The following is an 18,656-nucleotide window of genomic DNA, read 5'->3' on the forward strand; positions in this document are numbered from 1 at the left end:
TTTTACGGGCTCAAAAGACTGGCACACTTCTTGCATTTATAATGGTGAACCCTAAATAGAAGGAGGCGCACAAAATGAAATTGTTAAAACGAGAAGGCTTGTCATTAACTGAGGAAAAAGCGCTGTGGATGTACCAAAAGATGCTGGAGATCAGGGGCTTTGAAGACAAAGTGCATGAACTGTTCGCCCAGGGAGTGCTTCCCGGATTCGTTCATTTATATGCCGGTGAGGAAGCCGTGGCTGTAGGGGTGTGCGCTCATTTACATGATGGCGACAGCATTACAAGCACCCACAGGGGACATGGACATTGTATCGCCAAAGGCTGTGATCTGGACGGCATGATGGCGGAAATTTTCGGGAAAGCGACCGGATTGTGCAAAGGCAAGGGCGGTTCTATGCACATTGCGGATCTTGATAAAGGCATGTTAGGCGCAAATGGAATCGTCGGGGGCGGCTTTACGCTCGCATGCGGATCAGCGCTCACGGCTAAATATAAACAGACTAAAAATGTAAGCGTTTGCTTTTTCGGAGACGGGGCAAATAACCAAGGCACCTTCCACGAAGGGCTGAATTTAGCGGCTGTATGGAACCTTCCTGTCGTGTTTGTCGCCGAAAATAACGGCTATGGCGAAGCCACCCCATTTGAGTACGCATCAGCCTGTGATTCAATCGCCGATCGGGCGGCTGCTTATAACATGCCGGGGGTTACAGTTGACGGCAAAGATATTTTAGCAGTTTACCAGGCCGCCGAGGAAGCGATAGAAAGAGCAAGAAACGGCGGCGGCCCGTCTTTGATTGAATGTATGACCTACAGAAACTACGGCCATTTCGAAGGAGATGCCCAAACCTATAAAACGAAGGATGAAAGAGTTGAGCACCTTGAAGAAAAGGATGCCATTCAAGGTTTTAAAAACTACCTTTTAAAAGAAACAGATGCTAATAAGCTGTCAGACATTGAACAGCGTGTCAGCGAATCGATTGAAAAAGCCGTCTCGTTCAGCGAAGACAGCCCATATCCAAAAGATTCGGAGCTGCTGACAGATGTGTATGTGTCATATGAAAAAGGAGGAATGTAAGAGATGGCGAGAGTCATAAGCATGTCAGACGCGATCAATGAAGCAATGAAGCTTGCGATGAGAAAAGACGAAAATGTGCTTTTGATCGGTGAGGATGTCGCCGGGGGAGCGGCGGTCGATCATTTGCAGGATGATGAAGCATGGGGCGGTGTATTAGGGGTCACAAAGGGACTCGTACAGGAATTCGGGCGTACAAGAGTGCTGGACACTCCGATTTCTGAGGCGGGCTATATGGGAGCGGCTATGGCTGCGGCATCAACCGGTTTGAGACCGATTGCCGAGCTGATGTTTAACGATTTTATCGGCACGTGCTTTGATCAGGTGATCAACCAAGGGGCGAAATTCCGTTATATGTTTGGCGGAAAAGCGCAAGTGCCGATTACCGTCCGCACCACATACGGAGCAGGGTTCCGGGCCGCTGCCCAGCATTCACAAGCGCTATATGGCCTTTTCACGAGCATCCCTGGACTGAAGACGGTTGTTCCATCCAATCCGTATGATGCCAAAGGTCTTCTGCTTGCAGCAATAGAAGATAATGATCCGGTGTTCTTCTTTGAAGACAAAACGTCCTACAACATGAAGGGCGAGGTGCCGGAAGATTATTATACAATTCCCCTCGGAAAAGCGGATATCAAACGCGAGGGCAATGATGTTACGCTCTTTGCAGTCGGCAAGCAGGTCAATACTGCGCTTGAAGCGGCTGCACAGCTTTCAGAGAGGGGCATCGAAGCCGAGGTCCTTGATCCGCGCAGTCTGTCCCCTCTGGATGAGGATGCGATTTTCACATCGTTAGAAAAAACAAATCGTCTGATCATCATTGATGAAGCCAATCCGCGATGCAGCATTGCCACGGATATTGCTGCGATTGTCGCTGACAAGGGCTTTGATTTGCTTGATGCGCCGATTAAACGGATTACAGCGCCGCATACACCGGTTCCGTTTTCACCAGTGCTTGAAGATCAATATTTGCCGACACCAGATAAAATTGTCAGCGTCACGCTTGAATTGCTTGGCGAGCCGGCAATGAATTAAAGGGGGGACACAAATGGCGGTAAAAGTAGTGATGCCAAAATTGGGAATGGCCATGAAACAAGGGGAAGTATCGATATGGAATAAAAAAGTAGGCGACCCGGTTGAAAAGGGAGAAAGCATTGCCAGCATTCAATCGGAGAAAATTGAAATGGAGATCGAAGCGCCTGAAAAAGGAACGCTGATCGATATCAAAGTGAAAGAGGGAGAAGAGGTTCCGCCCGGCACAGCAATCTGCTATATCGGGGACGCCAATGAGTCGGTGCAGGAAGAGGCGAGCGCGCCTGTTGCTGAAGACAGTGTGCCGCAAGCCATTCAGCCCGTCAAACAAGAAAACAAACCCGCAGCCTCCAAAAAAGATCGAATGAAAATATCTCCAGTCGCCAGGAAAATAGCAGAAAAAGCAGGATTAGACCTAAAACAGCTGAAAGGAACTGGACCAGGCGGACGAATCGTGAAGGATGACGTGACAAAGGCCCTTGCTGAACGGAAAAAAGATCAGGCAAAGCCTGTGTCGGAGCAGAAAGCGCAGGAAATCCCGGTGACAGGCATGAGAAAGGTCATCGCTGCCCGAATGCAGGAAAGCTTGGCAAACAGCGCGCAGCTGACGATCACAATGAAAGCTGATATCACCAAGCTTGCCACTCTTCAAAAACAGCTTTCACCAACTGCGGAAGAGAGATACGGCACAAAACTGACGATCACTCATTTTGTCTCAAGAGCCGCCGTTCTCGCTCTGCAAGCTCACCCTGTGCTGAACAGCTTTTATCAAAATGAGCGCATCATCACACATCCCCATGTACACCTTGGTATGGCTGTAGCCTTGGAAAATGGCTTAGTGGTGCCTGTCATCCGCCATGCTGAAAAGCTATCGCTGATTGAACTGGCTCAATCCATCTCAGAAAATGCCAAAAAAGCACGCGAGGGACGTGCGGGAAGCGAAGAACTGCAAGGCTCTACCTTCTCCATTACAAACCTTGGCGCGTTTGGAGTTGAGCATTTCACACCGATACTAAATCCGCCGGAAACAGGCATTCTCGGCATCGGAGCAAGCTATGACACGCCGGTGTATCAAGGGGAGGAGATCGTCAGAAGCACGATCCTGCCACTCAGCCTGACATTTGATCACAGAGCGTGTGACGGCGCCCCTGCCGCTGCATTCCTGAAGGCGATGAAAACATATTTGGAAGAACCCGCAGCATTAATTTTATAGGAAAAGCAGGTGAAAACGACATGACATTAGCCATTATCGGCGGGGGACCTGCAGGCTATGCGGCTGCGGTTTCCGCGGCACAGCAGGGCAGAAACGTGCTGCTTATTGACAAAGGCAAGCTTGGGGGGACCTGCCTGAATGAAGGCTGCATCCCGACAAAGTCTTTGTTAGAAAGCGCAAACGTTCTTGATAAAATCAAGCATGCCGACAGCTTTGGGATCGAACTTCCGGCAGGTGCGATATCAGTCGATTGGAGTAAAATGCAAAGCCGAAAACAACAGGTTGTCAGTCAGCTTGTCCAAGGCGTTCAGTACCTAATGAAGAAAAATCAAATACAGGTTGTAAAGGGAACAGCCTCCTTTCTTTCTGAAAGAAAGCTCTTAATCGAAGGAGAAAAAGGAAAAGAAATCAGAGAGGCGGACCAAGTATTGATTGCCTCCGGATCAGAGCCAATCGAGCTGCCTTTCGCCCCGTTTGACGGCGAATGGATCCTCGACAGCAAAGACGCGCTTTCTCTTTCCGAGATTCCGTCTTCACTAGTCATTGTCGGCGGCGGTGTCATCGGGTGTGAGTATGCAGGGCTGTTCGCCAGATTGGGATCGAAGGTGACCATCATTGAAACAGCGGACCAGCTGATCCCGGCTGAAGACGAAGATATTGCCCGTCTTTTTCAGGAGAAACTTGAGGAAGACGGTGTCGAAGTGCATACCTCATCCAGATTAGAGCGGGTGGATCGGACGGCCAAAACGGCAATATGGAAAAGCGGTCAGCGAGAGTTTAAAACGAAGGCCGATTATGTGCTGGTGGCGATCGGCAGAAAACCCCGTCTTGACGGGTTACAGCTGGAACAGGCCGGAGTTGATTTTTCTCCAAAGGGCATTCCGGTGAATGGGCACATGCAGACGAACGTGCCACATATTTACGCGTGCGGAGATGCTATAGGGGGCATTCAGCTGGCGCATGCCGCTTTTCATGAGGGCATCATCGCTGCTTCGCATGCTTCCGGAAGGGATGTCAAAATCAATGAGAAACATGTGCCGCGCTGCATCTATACGTCCCCGGAAATCGCGTGTATCGGAATGACAGAACGACAGGCAAGAAGCATATACGGCGATGTGAAAATTGGCGAATTTCCTTTTTCCGCAAACGGCAAGGCGCTCATTAAACAGCAAGCGGAAGGAAAGGTCAAAATCATGGCTGAACCGGAATTCGGCGAAATCGTGGGTGTCTCGATGATTGGCCCGGATGTAACCGAGCTCATCGGCCAAGCGGCAGCGATCATGAATGGTGAGATGACGGCAGATATGGCGGAGCATTTTATCGCTGCGCATCCGACTTTATCGGAAACATTGCATGAGGCGCTGTTAAGCACGATCGGGCTTGCAGTACATGCATAATAAAGGAAAAAGCAGGCGCATGGATATAAGGCGCCTGCTTTTTTTATTGTTGAAAGCGCTTTATTTTTCCCCTACAATAGATGAAAACGGCGTGTAAGGGAGGAGCGATCAAGGAAATGAATTCGGTCCCAAACGATTTGCAAACCTGGAAACGTTTTGTGAAAGACGGTGTGCTTGACGAAGCCCGATTAAGAAAACGGATTGCCGAGTCATGGCATCGCTGCAAAAAAGCTGAGGTCAATCCTTATTTAGAAAAAGGCCCGAAGGTTTTACAGCAAACGGAGCTGGATCAGCAGTCAAAAAAACATTCATTCTTCTTGACGACCGCAAAGCCTTACCTCGAAAAACTGCTGCCTGCCATAAAAGAAATGGAAATGATGGCGCTGCTAATTGATTCAGACGGTGTTGTTCTGGCATTGGACGGCCATTCCCGCGCGCTCTATGAAGCCAAACGCATCAACTTTGTCGAAGGGGCATGCTGGACGGAAACGGCTGTCGGAACAAATGCGATTGGCACGGCGCTCCACATTAGCGAGCCGGTTGCGATACAAGGATCAGAGCATTACTCCATTGCTTCCCATCTTTGGAACTGTTCAGCCGCTCCGATTCACCATGAGGATGGCAGCCTTGCGGGTGTGATTGACATATCGTGTCCGGCGGCAGGCGCTCATCCTCATATGCTCGGTATTGCCACTGCGATCGCCTATGCAGCTGAACGGGAACTCGCAGCTAAAAGCCGTGAGAAAGAGCTCGAGCTGATCAGCCGTTTTGGAGAGAGGGCTGCATCCAGTGTGCCGATGGTCCTATGCAATAACAAGCAGCACATCATCAGTGCGAGCATACCGATTCGAACCTCAATGCCTGATTGGCAGGGCCGGCACCTGTATGAGTTGAAGGAACGGGGCTACTCAATCGAAAAAGCTGTCACCATAGGAGATGGCGGCACTTGTTTTTATCTTTCGGAACATAAGAAAAAGAAGGTGTTTCGATTCAATGGAGTGATCGGGAAAAGCGGTCGATCGCAAGCGATGCTGATGAACCTTGAACGTGCAGCTGCGGCAGATGCAACGGTCTGTTTGTCGGGCGAAACTGGTACGGGAAAGGAAGTCGCGGCTCGCGCGCTTCATGAGAACAGTGAGAGACGGCACGGTCCGTTTGTTGCTGTCAATTGCGGAGCGATTCCGTCTGATTTGATTGAAAGCGAACTATTCGGATATGCAGAGGGCGCTTTTACGGGAGCGAAACGAAATGGCTATAAAGGCGCCTTTCAAAAAGCGAATCAAGGCACATTATTTTTAGATGAAATCGGAGAAATTTCCCACTCGATGCAGGTTGCGCTTTTACGAGTGCTTCAGGAACGCAAGATAACGCCAATCGGCGGGACGAAAGAAATTCCGGTTGATATCAGAGTTATTGCCGCCACACATTGTGATTTACGCGAGCTTGCCGAAAACGGAAAAATCAGAGAGGACTTGTTTTACCGTCTTCATGTCTATCCAATTGAACTCCCTCCATTACGCGATCGCACCGAGGATATCCCGGACCTCTTTGAGTACTACAAACAGAAGAATCATTGGCCCGGCGAACTTCCTTCTGATTTTTGTGATGTGCTGAAGCAATGGAAGTGGCCGGGGAATATCCGTGAGCTGTTTAATGTGTTTGAACGTCTTTCTATCAGATTTCCGGACGGCAAGCTGAGGGATGAACCGCTACCCGCTTTACTGGAAGCCGCTGGATTGCCGGCCAGCTCTGCAGAAAAAAAGCCGGCTGCTGCCGGCGTGCTTACCTTTCGTGAGCAAATCCAAAAGGATATGATGATCAAAGCGCTTGAATCTGCAAAAGGAAACGTCTCTCAAGCTGCCAAAATCAGCGGGATCCCCCGTAGCACTTTCTACAAACGCCTGAAAAAATTCAACTTGTCCGCTGAATCATAAAGCATACTTCCTTCAGGAAATGGAAACGTTATGTATTGAAGGAGGGTGTTACGATGAATATTCAAAGGGCGAAAGAAATTGTAGAATCTCCCGACATGAAGAAAGTAACATACAACGGCGTTCCTATTTACATTCAGCACGTAAATGAAGAAACTGGAACAGCAAGAATTTATCCGCTTGACGAACCGCAAGAGGAGCATGAAGTGCAGCTGAACAGCTTAAAAGAGGATTAAACAAAAATGGCCCGCTTCATAAGCAGGCCATTTTGTTATCCGCGCGGCGCAAATAAAATAACACAGACACCGATGAGACAAATGAATGCGCCGATCCAGTCATACAGATCAGGTGTTTTCCGGTCAACAAGCCATCCCCACAGGACCGCAAGCACGATGAATACTCCGCCATAAGCGGCGTATACACGGCCGAAAGATGGGAAGGACTGAAACGTCGGAAGAATGCCGTATACAATGAGGATCAGCGCCCCGGCAATTCCGTAGCCGGCTGGCTTTGCCTCTCTCAGCCATAGCCAAACCAGATATCCGCCGCCAATTTCAGCAAGCCCTGCCGCGAGAAATAAAAGAATGGTAATCAGCATCATGAGCACTCCTCAATTTGCATTTATCTTTCATTATAGAGGAGGAGAGCTTTTAAAGCTTCGGATGATTCTCAAATTCCTTCAAATACGCTTTTCGCTGAACCTCTGTAAATTGGCTGATCCAATTGTTTTGAGCCTCTTCATTCAAATGGGGAAGGATATAGCGTTCAACCGCTTCGAAAAACAGCGGATTCGCGATGATGTTCCAGGTCGGGATTCGAACGATTTTGCCGTCTGTTTTCTCGATGATAATATCCTCAAAAAAGATCCCTTTCAAACTGTATTGATGGCGCCCCATATAAAGCCGCTTCACCTCGGAAAACAGCACGCTGCGCTTTCTCGAGAAGATTTCGCCACTAGGTCCGGTCTTTATGGTGAAAATGACATTTCCACGGCTTGTGAACGCAGGAAAAGCCATAAAGAATGTGATCAATCCATAAATCATCGCCAGTAATCCGCCGCCCAAATAAAGCAGGGCATATTTAGATTCAAACGTGAGGGCTTCAGACACCAGCCAGACGCCCACAATAAAGGCGCACCCTGTAGCGAGGAACAGCCAAGCTCTTAGAAACATCATGCTTTTTACTTCAATCATGTGCTGCCCCTAAAGCTTCGGATGATTCTCAAATTCCTTCAAATACGCACTGCGTTGGATGTCTGTAAACTGTCCGATCCAATTGCTTTTCGCCTCTTTATTCAGATGGGGAAGGATATAGCGTTCAACCGCTTCGAAAAACAACGGATTCGGAATGATGTTCCAAGTGGGAATGCGAATGGTCTTCTGATCAACGGTTTGGATCAATATATCTTCTTGGAAAATTCCTTTTAGACTAAATTTATGGCGGCTCATCTCAATTTTCTTGATATCAGTAAACGTAACAGACACTTTGTCAGTGAACACTTCTCCATTTTTTCCTGTCTTGATGCGGAAAATGGTATTTCCCCGCGGGGTGAAAGCCGGAAAGAAGATGATAAATAAATATAAACAAAACAAGGTGAACAGAAAGCCAGCAGGAATGGCTAATAGGTAATATTTCGTTTGAAACGTAATACCCATATAAAAGAGCCACAAACATGCTAATCCCATACCGGCAGATCCGACAAAAGCCCATATTCTCAGGAACATTTTGCTTTTGACTTCAATGATTTCTTGGTTTTTCAATGCTTTTCTCCTTTTGTTAATTCAATTCTTATCATTTTGAAATGATTTGATTTACAACATCCTTATGAGCAGGGAGGATAGAAAATTCATTCTGGGTGATGCCTGTGACAAGCCAAGTATGGTGGGCCCCCGGCAGGACAAATGCCATGTCAGCCACTTCAGGAGTGTTATCTTTGCCATATGCCAGACGCATAAGTGTATCCATTTTCCCTTTCCGCAAAGCCAGATCATTTGCAAATCGGGTAACGTCCTCTTGGTGGTCATGTTTTTCAAGGAACTCTTTTAGATATGAAGGGTTGTCTGAAGCGCCCTCCAAGAGTTTTTCAAATTCATTTGATGTCAATGTCACAATCGATTCTCTTTTATCCTCTGTATCTATTATATGTAAAAACTCATCTGTCTTAGCAAGTAACCCTTCACTTGATTCCATTTTTGTAATGCGATGGACTTGTTCATCAAAAAGGAGTTCGTGAGAGTAGGTGCCGAATTTTGATACATGGCAGGACACATTCTGTTCGGCGCCTTGCCCGTTAAATTTAGAAAGCTTCACTGTATAGTCAGCGTCGTTTAATACATGGATAAACGGACAGTACTCGTCCTTTAACCGATATTGATGGTTCCGATATTCCGCTGCATCCTTAGCTAAGAGTGAGCGGCAAGCTGCTTCGAACAAAGCGCCGAGCTGTTCATCTTCTATTTCCGGAAAATAGGCCTGCTTCAAGGCCATCCCCTGTTCAAAAAACCCTTCGCTGTAAAAGCAAAATAAGAGTTCTTCTATGCTAATTGTAAACTGCTTCATTGTTTATTCTCCTATCCAAATGAAAATTTCCCTTTAAGGAAATGGGTTGCGCCGTGTATGAGCGAATCCGCTGTTTTCTTTGCTTTTTCCATTCCTTTTTTCGCGCTGTCTATCCCTTTATGTATCGATTTATTCGCCGCATCTATGCCGTCATTCACTGATTTGACGACTTTGCCGGCCGATTCCAGCCCTTTTTTGGCTGTATCAACGAAAGCATGGATCGGTTCTTTCAGCTTTAAGGCTGCTTTTTCGGCAAAACCGGCTGTATATTTGGCGATTTGTTCTCCGACGACTCCGCCAATGTATGAACCTGCTGCCCCAAGAAGGACAGTACCCACAGGTCCTGCAAAGCTTCCGATTGCACCGCCGATGACAGCACCAGCTGTGGCACCGCCGGCAACAAAAATCGTATTATTCACAGCATTCCCGACGGCCTTGGCGTTTTCACGCTTGAGAACTTCGGGTTTGTCCTGGTATTTTGCATAATTTTCAGCAATTTTCACGCCTGCTCCGAATGTTTCGGTCGCACCGGTAATCAGTGTGGCGGTAATGGCATTTCCTTTCGCGAATCTCAAGCCCGTTTTTCCCACATCCTTCAAAGTGGAGCGTACGCCGGCTTCATTAAGAAATCCTTTTGTGTAGCTTCTGACGCTGTTTGAAAAATCCACCGTGTCCTGAGGGAAGTATTTTGTAAACTTTTTATGTACCAAATCTGAAAAAGGACGGTTTGTCTTTTTCAACAAATATTTAGGATTCAAAAGCACTCTTGCCGCTTTTTGATAACGTGAGCTGTCAACGGCCCTGGAAATATCCAAGAGCAGTTTTGAGTGCTGTGCTGTATGCAAGCCGCTTGGCTGTTTCACAAATTTCGTAAGCCCTAATCCGTAATATTTTCCCTGCGTCAGCATAAGGGCGGTTAAGCTTGTCAACGTACCGTATTTGTCGTAGGCATTGTAGAGCTTTCGCAAAATATCATCTTGTTCCACAAATTTATCGCCCGTTTTTCTGATGAAAATCTCATTGTCACTCAGCTTGGTGACGAGCGCCTTTCCTGAGCTCCACGCATCGCCCACTCCGGAAAAACAGCTGCTGTAGCGGGGATCGCATTGCAAAATCATCTGCCCCAGCTCCACATGCAGGTCCTTATATTTGTTTTCCATATCAGTTAATTCAGTGACTACATCATTTGCAAGCTGTTCGAGCTTATCCGGATCAACTGCAATGTTTCCTGACACACCGTTCACCTCCCGAGTTTATGTCTTTCCTCTCTTGCTTTACGCTCCAGTTCTTCCATTCTGGCAATTTCAGCTTTTCGTTCTTCTATTTTGACAGCGGCAGCCTTCAGCTCTTGGCTTGTTTCAAGCAGCTCCTGTTCGAATTGATCGTAGGCGGCTTTCGTTTCCTCGAAATCCTGGTCAAACGAATCTCTTGCTTTGCCCTGCCAAGCATCTCCCAATGCAGATAACCGGGATTCAAGCAGCATTTTGGAGCTTCTGACCTCTTCTGCGGCCGCACTATACTTGTTTGCCAGCTCAATGACTTTATATGAGTCCAACTTTTGTCCCCTGCCTTTTCTAAATTCACGCACAATTGGATGTTTTATATAAATGATTATAAATAATTCGGCATGTATCCGAATCGTACAAAAGAACCTTTTCATAAGAATTGGAAGGGCGTATATTCACTTAAAATTCACAATTGGTGAGACTTTAAGATTACAAAAAAGGTAAAAAAACCAAATCTCTCAGACATAAGGCAAATGAGAAATTTCCCGCTCTATGGGAAAAAACACTAAAGTTGATCAAATGACCTAAGTGCGCCAAACGTGTTACGGGACGGGCTATCTCATGGTATAAATGGAATTGTAAACGTTATCAAGGAGGTCGTCATATGAAGAAAAAATCATTCTCAATCGTAATAGCGGGCGGAGGGAGCACTTTCACTCCAGGGATCGTACTCATGCTCTTGGACCATTTGGGGGAGTTTCCGATCAGAAAGCTGAAGCTGTATGATAATGATAAGGAGAGACAGGATCGAATTGCAGGCGCCTGTGATGTTTTTATCAGAGAAAAAGCGCCGGATATTGAATTTGAAGCGACGACTGACCCGGAAGAAGCTTTTACAGATGTCGATTTTGTTATGGCGCACATCAGAGTAGGGAAATACGCGATGCGTGCGCTTGATGAGCAAATTCCGTTAAAGTACGGAGTTGTCGGCCAGGAGACGTGCGGGCCGGGCGGGATCGCATACGGTATGCGTTCGATCGGCGGTGTGCTTGAGATATTAGATTACATGGAAAAATACTCGCCTGATGCGTGGATGCTCAATTATTCCAATCCGGCGGCGATTGTGGCTGAAGCTACGAGACGCCTTAGACCGAATTCTAAAATTCTCAATATCTGTGATATGCCGGTTGGGATCGAAGACCGGATGGCGCAAATTCTTGGCTTAGCTTCAAGAAAAGAAATGAAGGTCCGCTATTACGGATTAAATCATTTCGGCTGGTGGACATCAATTCAGGATCAAGAGGGCAACGATTTAATGCCGAAGCTGAAGGAGCATGTATCTCAATACGGCTATATTCCGAAAACAGAGGCTGAAGCGGTGGAGGCGAGCTGGAATGACACATTCGCCAAAGCGCGTGACGTGCAGGCCGCAGATCCTGACACACTGCCGAATACGTATTTGCAATATTATTTGTTCCCGGATGATATGGTGAAAAAATCAAATCCGAATCATACGCGGGCAAATGAAGTGATGGAAGGTCGCGAAGCTTTTATTTTCAGCCAATGTGACATGATTACACGTGAGCAGTCCACGGGAAACAGCGAAATCAAAATCGATGACCACGCATCATATATCGTTGATCTTGCCCGGGCGATTGCCTACAACACAGGTGAAAGAATGCTGTTGATCGTTGAAAATAACGGCGCAATTGCGAACTTTGACCCGACTGCGATGGTCGAGGTGCCATGCATTGTCGGCTCAAATGGGCCTGAACCGATTACCGTCGGCACCATTCCGCAATTCCAAAAAGGGCTTATGGAGCAGCAGGTATCCGTTGAGAAGCTGACTGTTGAAGCATGGGCGGAGAAATCGTTCCAAAAGCTGTGGCAGGCGCTAATTTTGTCAAAAACAGTGCCGAACGCGCGTGTGGCAAGACTCATTCTCGAGGATTTAATGGAGGCCAACAAAGACTTCTGGCCTGAGCTTGATCAAAGCCCGACCCGTATATCATAACTGAAATTCCCCCATTTTCGAATCTGTAATTGTATATAATAGAAAGAAAATGGGGGGATCTGATATGCAGCTCGAAGAACTGATCAATCAGCACTACAGCAAATTGAATGACAACGATTTTCATATTTTAAAATATATATTGAATCATAAGCACACATGCTATCACCTTGGAATCGATGCGCTGGCCAAAGCTTGCAGTGTATCGCGTTCCTCAATTTTACGGCTTGCCCAAAAGCTCGGTTTCAGTGGCTACAGTGAATTTCGCGTCTTTTTAAAGTGGGAAGATCAGCCGGAAGAAGGCGAGAGTATGAGTTTTGAAAAGCTGCTTGATGATATTGAAGCAAATTTGAAGTTCTTAAGGACAAAGGACATGACGGACATGTGCCAGCTGATTGATGAAGCTGACCGCATTTTCGTCTACGGTTCTGGAAATGCGCAAAAGATATGCGCCCGCGACCTGCAAAGAATGTTTATTCCGCGTCATCGCTATCTTATTTTGATTGAAGACACGAATGAATTTAATCTGATGCGCGGGGATTTTAAAGTGAACGATCTGTTTATCATCATTTCTCTTTCCGGAGAAACACCGGAGCTGATTCCTCAGGCAAGAATGCTTTCTGCAAAGGGTATTCCCTTTATTTCCATTACGAATTTAAAAAACAATGTCCTCGCCCAGCTGACTCCGCATAATCTTTATGCGACAAGCAAACCTGTGACATTAAGCGATAAAACGGAAATTGTCGCTTTTGCACCGTTTTTTCTCGTTGGCGAAGCATTGTTCCGCGCATATGTTGATTACAAAGAGGCAGAAAAAAAAGACAATGAGTAGCAGGGGGTTCTGGTATGATGCAAAAAATTCAGCGCTTTGGAAGCGCGATGTTTGTGCCTGTTTTATTATTCGCGTTCGCCGGCATTATCGTCGGTATCAGCACGCTCTTTAAAAATAAAACCCTCATGGGACCGCTCGCCGATCCTGACGGTTTTTGGTATCAGTGCTGGTATATCATTGAGCAGGGCGGCTGGACTGTCTTTAACCAAATGCCGCTCTTATTCGCCATTGGCATCCCGGTTGCTTTGGCGAAGAAAGCTCAGGCACGCGCTTGTTTGGAAGCGCTTACTGTCTACCTGACATTCAACTATTTTGTCAGCGCGATATTGACGGTATGGGGAGGAGCATTTGGCGTCGACATGAATCAAGAGGTCGGCGGAACGAGCGGGTTAACGATGATTGCGGGCATAAAAACGCTCGATACCAACATTATCGGAGCGATCTTTATTTCTTCGATTGTCGTCTTTTTGCATAATCGCTATTTTGATAAAAAACTGCCCGATTTTCTCGGCATCTTTCAAGGCTCAACATATATCGTGATGATTTCCTTCTTTATTATGATCCCAATTGCCTTGGCTGTGTCTTATATTTGGCCGATGGTTCAATCGGGAATCGGCTCGCTTCAAAGCTTCCTGGTTGCTTCTGGGGCGGTGGGCGTTTGGATATACACGTTTTTGGAACGGATTTTAATTCCGACCGGCCTTCATCACTTTATTTACACGCCGTTTATTTATGGCCCGGCTGTAGCGGAAGGCGGGATCGTCACGTATTGGGCACAGCATCTCGGCGAATATTCGCAAAGCGCCAAACCGCTGAAGGAGCTCTTTCCGCAAGGCGGATTCGCGCTTCACGGCAACTCGAAAATCTTCGGTATTCCGGGTATCGCCCTGGCTTTTTATGTGACAGCCAAAAAGGAAAAGAAAAAACTCGTCGCAGGGCTGCTGATTCCTGTCACACTGACAGCGATTGTCGCCGGTATTACAGAGCCAATTGAGTTTACGTTCTTATTCATTTCACCTTTCTTATTTGCGGTTCACGCCGTGCTTGCCGCCACAATGTCGACAGTTATGTATATGGCCGGCGTCGTCGGAAATATGGGAGGCGGACTGATTGAGGCGGTGACCTTGAACTGGATTCCGCTCTTTGGCAGCCACGGTATGACATATGTGTATCAAATTTTGATCGGGCTCTCGTTTACAGCAATTTATTTTTTCGTCTTCAGATTTTTAATCCTCAAATTCAATATCGCTACACCAGGACGGGAAAAGGATGAACAGCAGGAAACAAAGCTGTATTCGAAAAAGGAATACAGAGAACGAAAAAACAAGGATGAAACGGCCTCCGCTGCTGAAACGGCTGATGACACCGCTTTTCTGTATATTGAAGCGCTGGGCGGAAAAGACAACATCACTGAAGTCACAAACTGCGCCACCCGCCTCAGAGTCAGTGTCAAGGATGAAACAAAGGTTGAACCCGACAGCGTATTCCGCGCGCTTGGCGCACACGGCGTTGTCAGGAACGGGAAGGCGTTTCAGGTAATTATCGGATTAAGCGTACCGCAGATGCGGGAGCGTGTGGAAAAAATATTGAATCAATAAAGACTGCCCTCCTTTTCGGGAGGGTTTTCGTTTGCCGTCAAAAAGACCGCCATAGTAAAGTAAAGAAAGAGACAATCGAGTAAAAAGGGGTTTGGAGGCTTTTACATGCAAAAGGCTTTGTCGTTTTTAAAACCATATTCATTGCTGGCGGGAATTGCTCTGATTCTTATGTTGACGGAGCTTGCAGTTGAACTGATGCAGCCTTTATTGATTGCAAAAATCATCGACGATGGGATATTGAAGCAAGATCTGCGGCATGTATGGATATGGGGCACGGTCATGATCGGGCTGACCGTGTTATCCTTTGCGGCGGGGATGCTGAATTCCTTTTATGCCGCCCATGTCAGCCAAAGCTTTTCCTATGATACGAGAAAAGGGCTTTTTCAAAAAATCCAGTCCTTCTCCTATTCCACATTTGGACAGTTTTCGTCCTCTTCTTATATTACAAGGCTGACGAACGACGTCACACAGGTTCAAAATATGATTTTTATGAGTTTGCGGTTTATGCTGCGGGCTCCCTTAATGATTGCAGGCGGCATTGTGCTATCGCTTGCCGTTAATGTGAAACTCGGCTTTTTTCTGCTTGTGACCATTCCGATCCTGATCTTGTTTTTGCTATGGGTATTAAGGAAAGGCGGGGCACTGTTCCGCTCAGTGCAGAAAAGGCTGGATCAAGTGAACACTATCATGCAGGAAAATTTAATTGCAATCAAGCTGATCAAAGCGCTGCTTCGCGGCAGCCACGAAGTCAAACGATTTATCAAAGCCAACACAAGGCTGATGGAAAAAACGGTTTCGGCCTTTCAGCTTGTGGAATTCACGATGCCTGTACTGATGCTTTTGATGAATCTCTGCATCCTTTTGATTTTGTGGGCGGGGTCCTACAGTATCACGAGCGGAAGCACTCAGGTTGGCGATGTTGTTGCGATAATTAACTACGCAACACGAATTACAGGCGCGCTTTCGATGTTTCCATTTTTGATTATGATTTTCACCAGGGCGAAAGCTTCAGGGGATAGAATCGGCGAGGTGCTTGAAACAGAAGGCGATGAGCGGGAGGAAGGCATCATATCTGATCGTTTGTCAGGACGGATTGAGTTTCAGCATGTATCCTTTCGCTATCCTGAAATGGACAGAGAAGCGCTCAGGGATGTCTCATTTTCTGTAAAACCAAGAGAAACGATCGCGATTCTCGGTGCGACGGGCTCGGGCAAGTCCACGCTTTTTCAGCTCATTCCGCGGCTTTATCAGCCGGATTCAGGCCGCATTTACATAGATAAAAAGCCGGTTCAAGATTTTCCGGCTGAAGGGCTGCGCAGGCAAATTGGATATGTACCTCAGGAAGTCCTCTTGTTTTCCGGCACAATCAAAGAAAACATCGCTTGGGGCAAAGAAAATGCTTCACTAGATGAAATAATGGATGCGGCCAAACATGCGCAAATTCATGAAACGATTTTGAAGCTCCCAAATGGATATGACACAGTTTTGGGGCAAAGAGGCGTCAACCTGTCCGGCGGCCAAAAACAGCGAATTTCCATTGGGCGGGCACTGATTCGAAAACCGGCTATCCTTCTATTAGATGACAGCACAAGCGCGCTTGATCTGCAAACGGAGGCGAAGCTGCTTGAAGCAATCAGCACATACCATTGCACAACTTTGATCATTACACAAAAAATAACCACGGCGATGAAAGCTGATCAGATTTTGCTGCTTGAGGACGGCGAACTGATTGAAAAAGGCACTCATAGTGAGCTGCTTTCTGCATCTCAGTTATACAAGCGCATTTACGAGTCACAATTCGGAAGGGAGGGGAGCGAGTCATGCTAAAAGACATCCGCAAGCCTTTCCAATATCCCAAACTGCCAATTGACAAAAAAGAAGGCGCGAAAAAGCGGGCGAAAGCAAAGGATACAAAGGGCACACTGAGACGAATCTGGTCTTACTTGGCTGAAAGAAAAGGACTGCTCATACTTGTCATGCTGATGGTTGTCATCAGCGCGATATTCGGGCTCCTTGGCCCCTTTGTGATCGGAAAGGCCATTGACCATTTTATCGTCGGGAAAACGGTCAGCGGCTTGATTCCCGTTTTGCTTCTTCTGCTCGCTATCTATATCATTCAGTCCCTGTCGCTTTGGTTTCAAAACTATTGGATGATTACGATCTCGCAGGGCACGGTTTTCAGAATGAGAAGCGAATTGTTCACCCATCTGCATGAGCTGCCGATTCCATTTTTTGATAAACAGCGGCACGGCGAGCTGATGAGCCGGGTGACGAATGACATCGAAAATGTCAGTTCTACCTTAAACACGTCAGTCATTCAAATTTTGTCAAGCGTGATCACCTTTGTCGGGACGATTGCGGTGATGCTGTACATGAGCCCGCTCCTTACATTGATTACGCTGACCATTATTCCGGTGATGGCAGCGAGCCTGAAATGGATCACCAACCGAACGGGAAAGCTGTTTAAAGAACAGCAGAAAAACCTTGGTGATCTGAATGGGTATATTGAGGAATCTGTTTCAGGCGCAAAGGTCATCAAAGCATATTCACGTGAGAAGCAGATTACTGCTGAATTTCTCGAAAAAAACGCTGCACTCAAGACGTCGGGCTTTTGGGCGCAGACGATTTCCGGGTTTATCCCGAAGGTCATGAACTCTTTGAATAACTTAAGCTTTACAATGATAGCGGCAATCGGCGGTTTGTTTGCGCTGAAAGGCTGGATCTCGATCGGCTCCATCGTCGTCTTTGCCGAGTATTCAAGACAATTTACACGCCCTTTAAACGATCTGGCCAACCAGTTTAATACGATGCTGTCCGCAATCGCCGGCGCTGAACGGGTGTTTGACGTGCTTGATGAAAAAGAAGAGCGCGAGGATGAAAAGAACGCCGTGCATCAGCCCATCCAAACAGGCAGCATTGAATTCCGGGATGTGTCCTTCGGTTACGATAAAGGGCAGCAGACGCTGAAGCATTTACAGTTTACCGTGCCTGCCGGGCAGTCCATCGCGTTTGTCGGGCCGACGGGGGCGGGGAAGACAACCGTCACTAACCTTCTCGCCCGTTTTTACGAGCCTAACGAAGGAAAAATTTTAATCGACGGTACAGATATTAAAACCCTTACTAGAGCAAGCCTCAGAAAAAACATGGGGTTTGTTTTTCAGGATTCTTTCTTATTTCAGGGAACGATCAGAGAAAACATTCGCTATGGCAGGCTCGATGCTTCTGATCAGGAAGTCGAAGCCGCTGCAAAAACAGCGAATGCCCATAGTTTTATTGAAAGGCTGCCAAAAGGGTATGACACCGTGCTGACGCAAAACGGTTCGGGCATCAGTCAAGGACAGAAGCAGTTGATTTCTATAGCGCGGGCGGTGCTTGCCGATCCGGTTCTTCTCATTTTGGATGAAGCGACAAGCAACATTGATACCGTAACAGAAGTCAACATTCAAGAAGCGCTCGCCCGTTTAATGGAAGGAAGAACAAGCGTCATCATTGCCCACAGGCTGAACACCATTCAAAGAGCGGACCAGATTGTGGTGCTAAAAGACGGTGAAATGATTGAAAAAGGCAGCCATGACGAGCTGATTCGGCAAAAAGGATTTTACGGTGACTTATATGAAAGCCAATTTGAGAAATAGACCTTTGTCCTGCACAGAGGTCTTTTTTGTTACAGATTTATAGTACTTTTATTTCATTTTCGTAAAATGTAACAAAATTACTTGACGTAAACAAGTTATGTATATATACTAGCTTACATTAAGTAAGTGATAACATTTATCAAGGAGGA

At 46.8% G+C, this 18,656-nt stretch carries 17 protein-coding genes; 11 read left to right on the forward strand and 6 right to left on the reverse strand.

Annotated features, from left to right (window positions below; genetic code table 11):
- Positions 1 to 74 precede the first annotated feature (74 nt).
- The 6 genes from acoA to NYE20_RS04450 all read left to right on the forward strand — a co-directional run bounded on the left by acoA (position 75) and on the right by NYE20_RS04450 (position 6,882).
- Positions 75 to 1,076, forward strand: coding sequence for an acetoin:2,6-dichlorophenolindophenol oxidoreductase subunit alpha (gene acoA, locus NYE20_RS04425; RefSeq protein ID WP_003242898.1), 1,002 nt, complete (start codon positions 75 to 77; stop codon positions 1,074 to 1,076).
- A gap of 3 nt (positions 1,077 to 1,079) precedes the next feature.
- On the forward strand, positions 1,080 to 2,108 hold the full coding sequence (gene acoB / locus NYE20_RS04430; protein ID WP_029317476.1) for an acetoin:2,6-dichlorophenolindophenol oxidoreductase subunit beta: 1,029 nt from the start codon (positions 1,080 to 1,082) through the stop codon (positions 2,106 to 2,108).
- A gap of 13 nt (positions 2,109 to 2,121) precedes the next feature.
- Positions 2,122 to 3,318 carry an acetoin dehydrogenase complex dihydrolipoyllysine-residue acetyltransferase gene (acoC, locus tag NYE20_RS04435; RefSeq protein WP_125121389.1) on the forward strand — a complete coding sequence of 399 codons (1,197 nt, stop codon included), beginning with the start codon at positions 2,122 to 2,124 and terminating at the stop codon, positions 3,316 to 3,318.
- Between the two features lie 20 nt (positions 3,319 to 3,338).
- Positions 3,339 to 4,715, forward strand: coding sequence for an acetoin dehydrogenase complex dihydrolipoyl dehydrogenase (acoL, locus tag NYE20_RS04440; protein WP_072175496.1), 1,377 nt, complete (start codon positions 3,339 to 3,341; stop codon positions 4,713 to 4,715).
- A 116-nt stretch (positions 4,716 to 4,831) separates the two neighbouring features.
- Complete coding sequence (gene acoR / locus NYE20_RS04445; RefSeq protein ID WP_038829501.1) at positions 4,832 to 6,649, forward strand: acetoin dehydrogenase operon transcriptional activator AcoR; 1,818 nt, start codon at positions 4,832 to 4,834, stop codon at positions 6,647 to 6,649.
- A 53-nt stretch (positions 6,650 to 6,702) separates the two neighbouring features.
- Positions 6,703 to 6,882, forward strand: a complete 180-nt coding sequence (locus NYE20_RS04450) for a small acid-soluble spore protein H (RefSeq protein WP_003244276.1) — start codon at positions 6,703 to 6,705, stop codon at positions 6,880 to 6,882.
- Between the two features lie 35 nt (positions 6,883 to 6,917).
- On the opposite strand, the gene NYE20_RS04455 is transcribed toward NYE20_RS04450, so the two are convergent.
- The 6 genes from NYE20_RS04455 to NYE20_RS04480 are packed head-to-tail and all read right to left on the reverse strand — an operon-like array spanning position 6,918 to position 10,760.
- Positions 6,918 to 7,247, reverse strand: coding sequence for a YnfA family protein (locus NYE20_RS04455; protein WP_010886445.1), 330 nt, complete (start codon positions 7,245 to 7,247; stop codon positions 6,918 to 6,920).
- Positions 7,248 to 7,296: 49 nt separating this feature from the next.
- Positions 7,297 to 7,839, reverse strand: coding sequence for a YfjD family protein (locus NYE20_RS04460; RefSeq protein ID WP_161621431.1), 543 nt, complete (start codon positions 7,837 to 7,839; stop codon positions 7,297 to 7,299).
- A 9-nt stretch (positions 7,840 to 7,848) separates the two neighbouring features.
- Positions 7,849 to 8,406 carry a YfjD family protein gene (locus NYE20_RS04465; RefSeq protein WP_161476359.1) on the reverse strand — a complete coding sequence of 186 codons (558 nt, stop codon included), beginning with the start codon at positions 8,404 to 8,406 and terminating at the stop codon, positions 7,849 to 7,851.
- A gap of 31 nt (positions 8,407 to 8,437) precedes the next feature.
- Positions 8,438 to 9,205: a hypothetical protein gene (locus NYE20_RS04470; protein WP_003243767.1), complete on the reverse strand. Its 768-nt coding sequence runs from the start codon at positions 9,203 to 9,205 to the stop codon at positions 8,438 to 8,440.
- A gap of 11 nt (positions 9,206 to 9,216) precedes the next feature.
- Positions 9,217 to 10,440, reverse strand: coding sequence for a hypothetical protein (locus NYE20_RS04475; RefSeq protein ID WP_161621432.1), 1,224 nt, complete (start codon positions 10,438 to 10,440; stop codon positions 9,217 to 9,219).
- A 5-nt stretch (positions 10,441 to 10,445) separates the two neighbouring features.
- Positions 10,446 to 10,760 (reverse strand): WXG100 family type VII secretion target, encoded by a 315-nt coding sequence (locus NYE20_RS04480; protein ID WP_003243177.1) that lies wholly within the window; start codon positions 10,758 to 10,760, stop codon positions 10,446 to 10,448.
- 335 nt (positions 10,761 to 11,095) lie between these two features.
- Here NYE20_RS04480 and glvA point away from each other — a divergent pair, with 335 nt between their 5' ends.
- The 5 genes from glvA to NYE20_RS04505 all read left to right on the forward strand — a co-directional run bounded on the left by glvA (position 11,096) and on the right by NYE20_RS04505 (position 18,507).
- Positions 11,096 to 12,445, forward strand: coding sequence for a maltose-6'-phosphate glucosidase (gene glvA, locus NYE20_RS04485; protein ID WP_161621433.1), 1,350 nt, complete (start codon positions 11,096 to 11,098; stop codon positions 12,443 to 12,445).
- Between the two features lie 64 nt (positions 12,446 to 12,509).
- The gene (glvR, locus tag NYE20_RS04490; RefSeq protein WP_161621434.1) at positions 12,510 to 13,274 is read left to right on the forward strand and encodes a MurR/RpiR family transcriptional regulator GlvR; all 765 of its coding nucleotides are present in this window, start codon (positions 12,510 to 12,512) and stop codon (positions 13,272 to 13,274) included.
- 14 nt (positions 13,275 to 13,288) lie between these two features.
- Entirely contained in the window at positions 13,289 to 14,872 is a 1,584-nt protein-coding gene (gene malP, locus NYE20_RS04495; RefSeq protein ID WP_003233606.1) for a PTS maltose transporter subunit IIBC, read from the forward strand.
- 105 nt (positions 14,873 to 14,977) lie between these two features.
- The gene (locus NYE20_RS04500) at positions 14,978 to 16,699 is read left to right on the forward strand and encodes an ABC transporter ATP-binding protein (protein ID WP_161621435.1); all 1,722 of its coding nucleotides are present in this window, start codon (positions 14,978 to 14,980) and stop codon (positions 16,697 to 16,699) included.
- Positions 16,693 to 18,507, forward strand: a complete 1,815-nt coding sequence (locus NYE20_RS04505; protein ID WP_161621436.1) for an ABC transporter ATP-binding protein — start codon at positions 16,693 to 16,695, stop codon at positions 18,505 to 18,507. Before NYE20_RS04500 ends, NYE20_RS04505 begins: the two co-directional genes overlap by 7 nt.
- Positions 18,508 to 18,656: the final 149 nt, after the last annotated feature.

The sequence above is a fragment of the Bacillus sp. FSL R5-0416 genome, from assembly GCF_037975425.1.
GTDB lineage: Bacteria > Bacillota > Bacilli > Bacillales > Bacillaceae > Bacillus > Bacillus subtilis.

Coding starts and splice junctions, on each gene's coding strand:
- acoA (WP_003242898.1), top strand. CDS start 75: ATGAAATTGTTAAAACGAGAAGGCTTGTCATTAACTGAGGAAAAAGCG.
- acoB (WP_029317476.1), top strand. CDS start 1,080: ATGGCGAGAGTCATAAGCATGTCAGACGCGATCAATGAAGCAATGAAG.
- acoC (WP_125121389.1), top strand. CDS start 2,122: ATGGCGGTAAAAGTAGTGATGCCAAAATTGGGAATGGCCATGAAACAA.
- acoL (WP_072175496.1), top strand. CDS start 3,339: ATGACATTAGCCATTATCGGCGGGGGACCTGCAGGCTATGCGGCTGCG.
- acoR (WP_038829501.1), top strand. CDS start 4,832: ATGAATTCGGTCCCAAACGATTTGCAAACCTGGAAACGTTTTGTGAAA.
- NYE20_RS04450 (WP_003244276.1), top strand. CDS start 6,703: ATGAATATTCAAAGGGCGAAAGAAATTGTAGAATCTCCCGACATGAAG.
- NYE20_RS04455 (WP_010886445.1), bottom strand. CDS start 7,247: ATGATGCTGATTACCATTCTTTTATTTCTCGCGGCAGGGCTTGCTGAA.
- NYE20_RS04460 (WP_161621431.1), bottom strand. CDS start 7,839: ATGATTGAAGTAAAAAGCATGATGTTTCTAAGAGCTTGGCTGTTCCTC.
- NYE20_RS04470 (WP_003243767.1), bottom strand. CDS start 9,205: ATGAAGCAGTTTACAATTAGCATAGAAGAACTCTTATTTTGCTTTTAC.
- glvA (WP_161621433.1), top strand. CDS start 11,096: ATGAAGAAAAAATCATTCTCAATCGTAATAGCGGGCGGAGGGAGCACT.
- glvR (WP_161621434.1), top strand. CDS start 12,510: ATGCAGCTCGAAGAACTGATCAATCAGCACTACAGCAAATTGAATGAC.
- malP (WP_003233606.1), top strand. CDS start 13,289: ATGATGCAAAAAATTCAGCGCTTTGGAAGCGCGATGTTTGTGCCTGTT.
- NYE20_RS04500 (WP_161621435.1), top strand. CDS start 14,978: ATGCAAAAGGCTTTGTCGTTTTTAAAACCATATTCATTGCTGGCGGGA.
- NYE20_RS04505 (WP_161621436.1), top strand. CDS start 16,693: ATGCTAAAAGACATCCGCAAGCCTTTCCAATATCCCAAACTGCCAATT.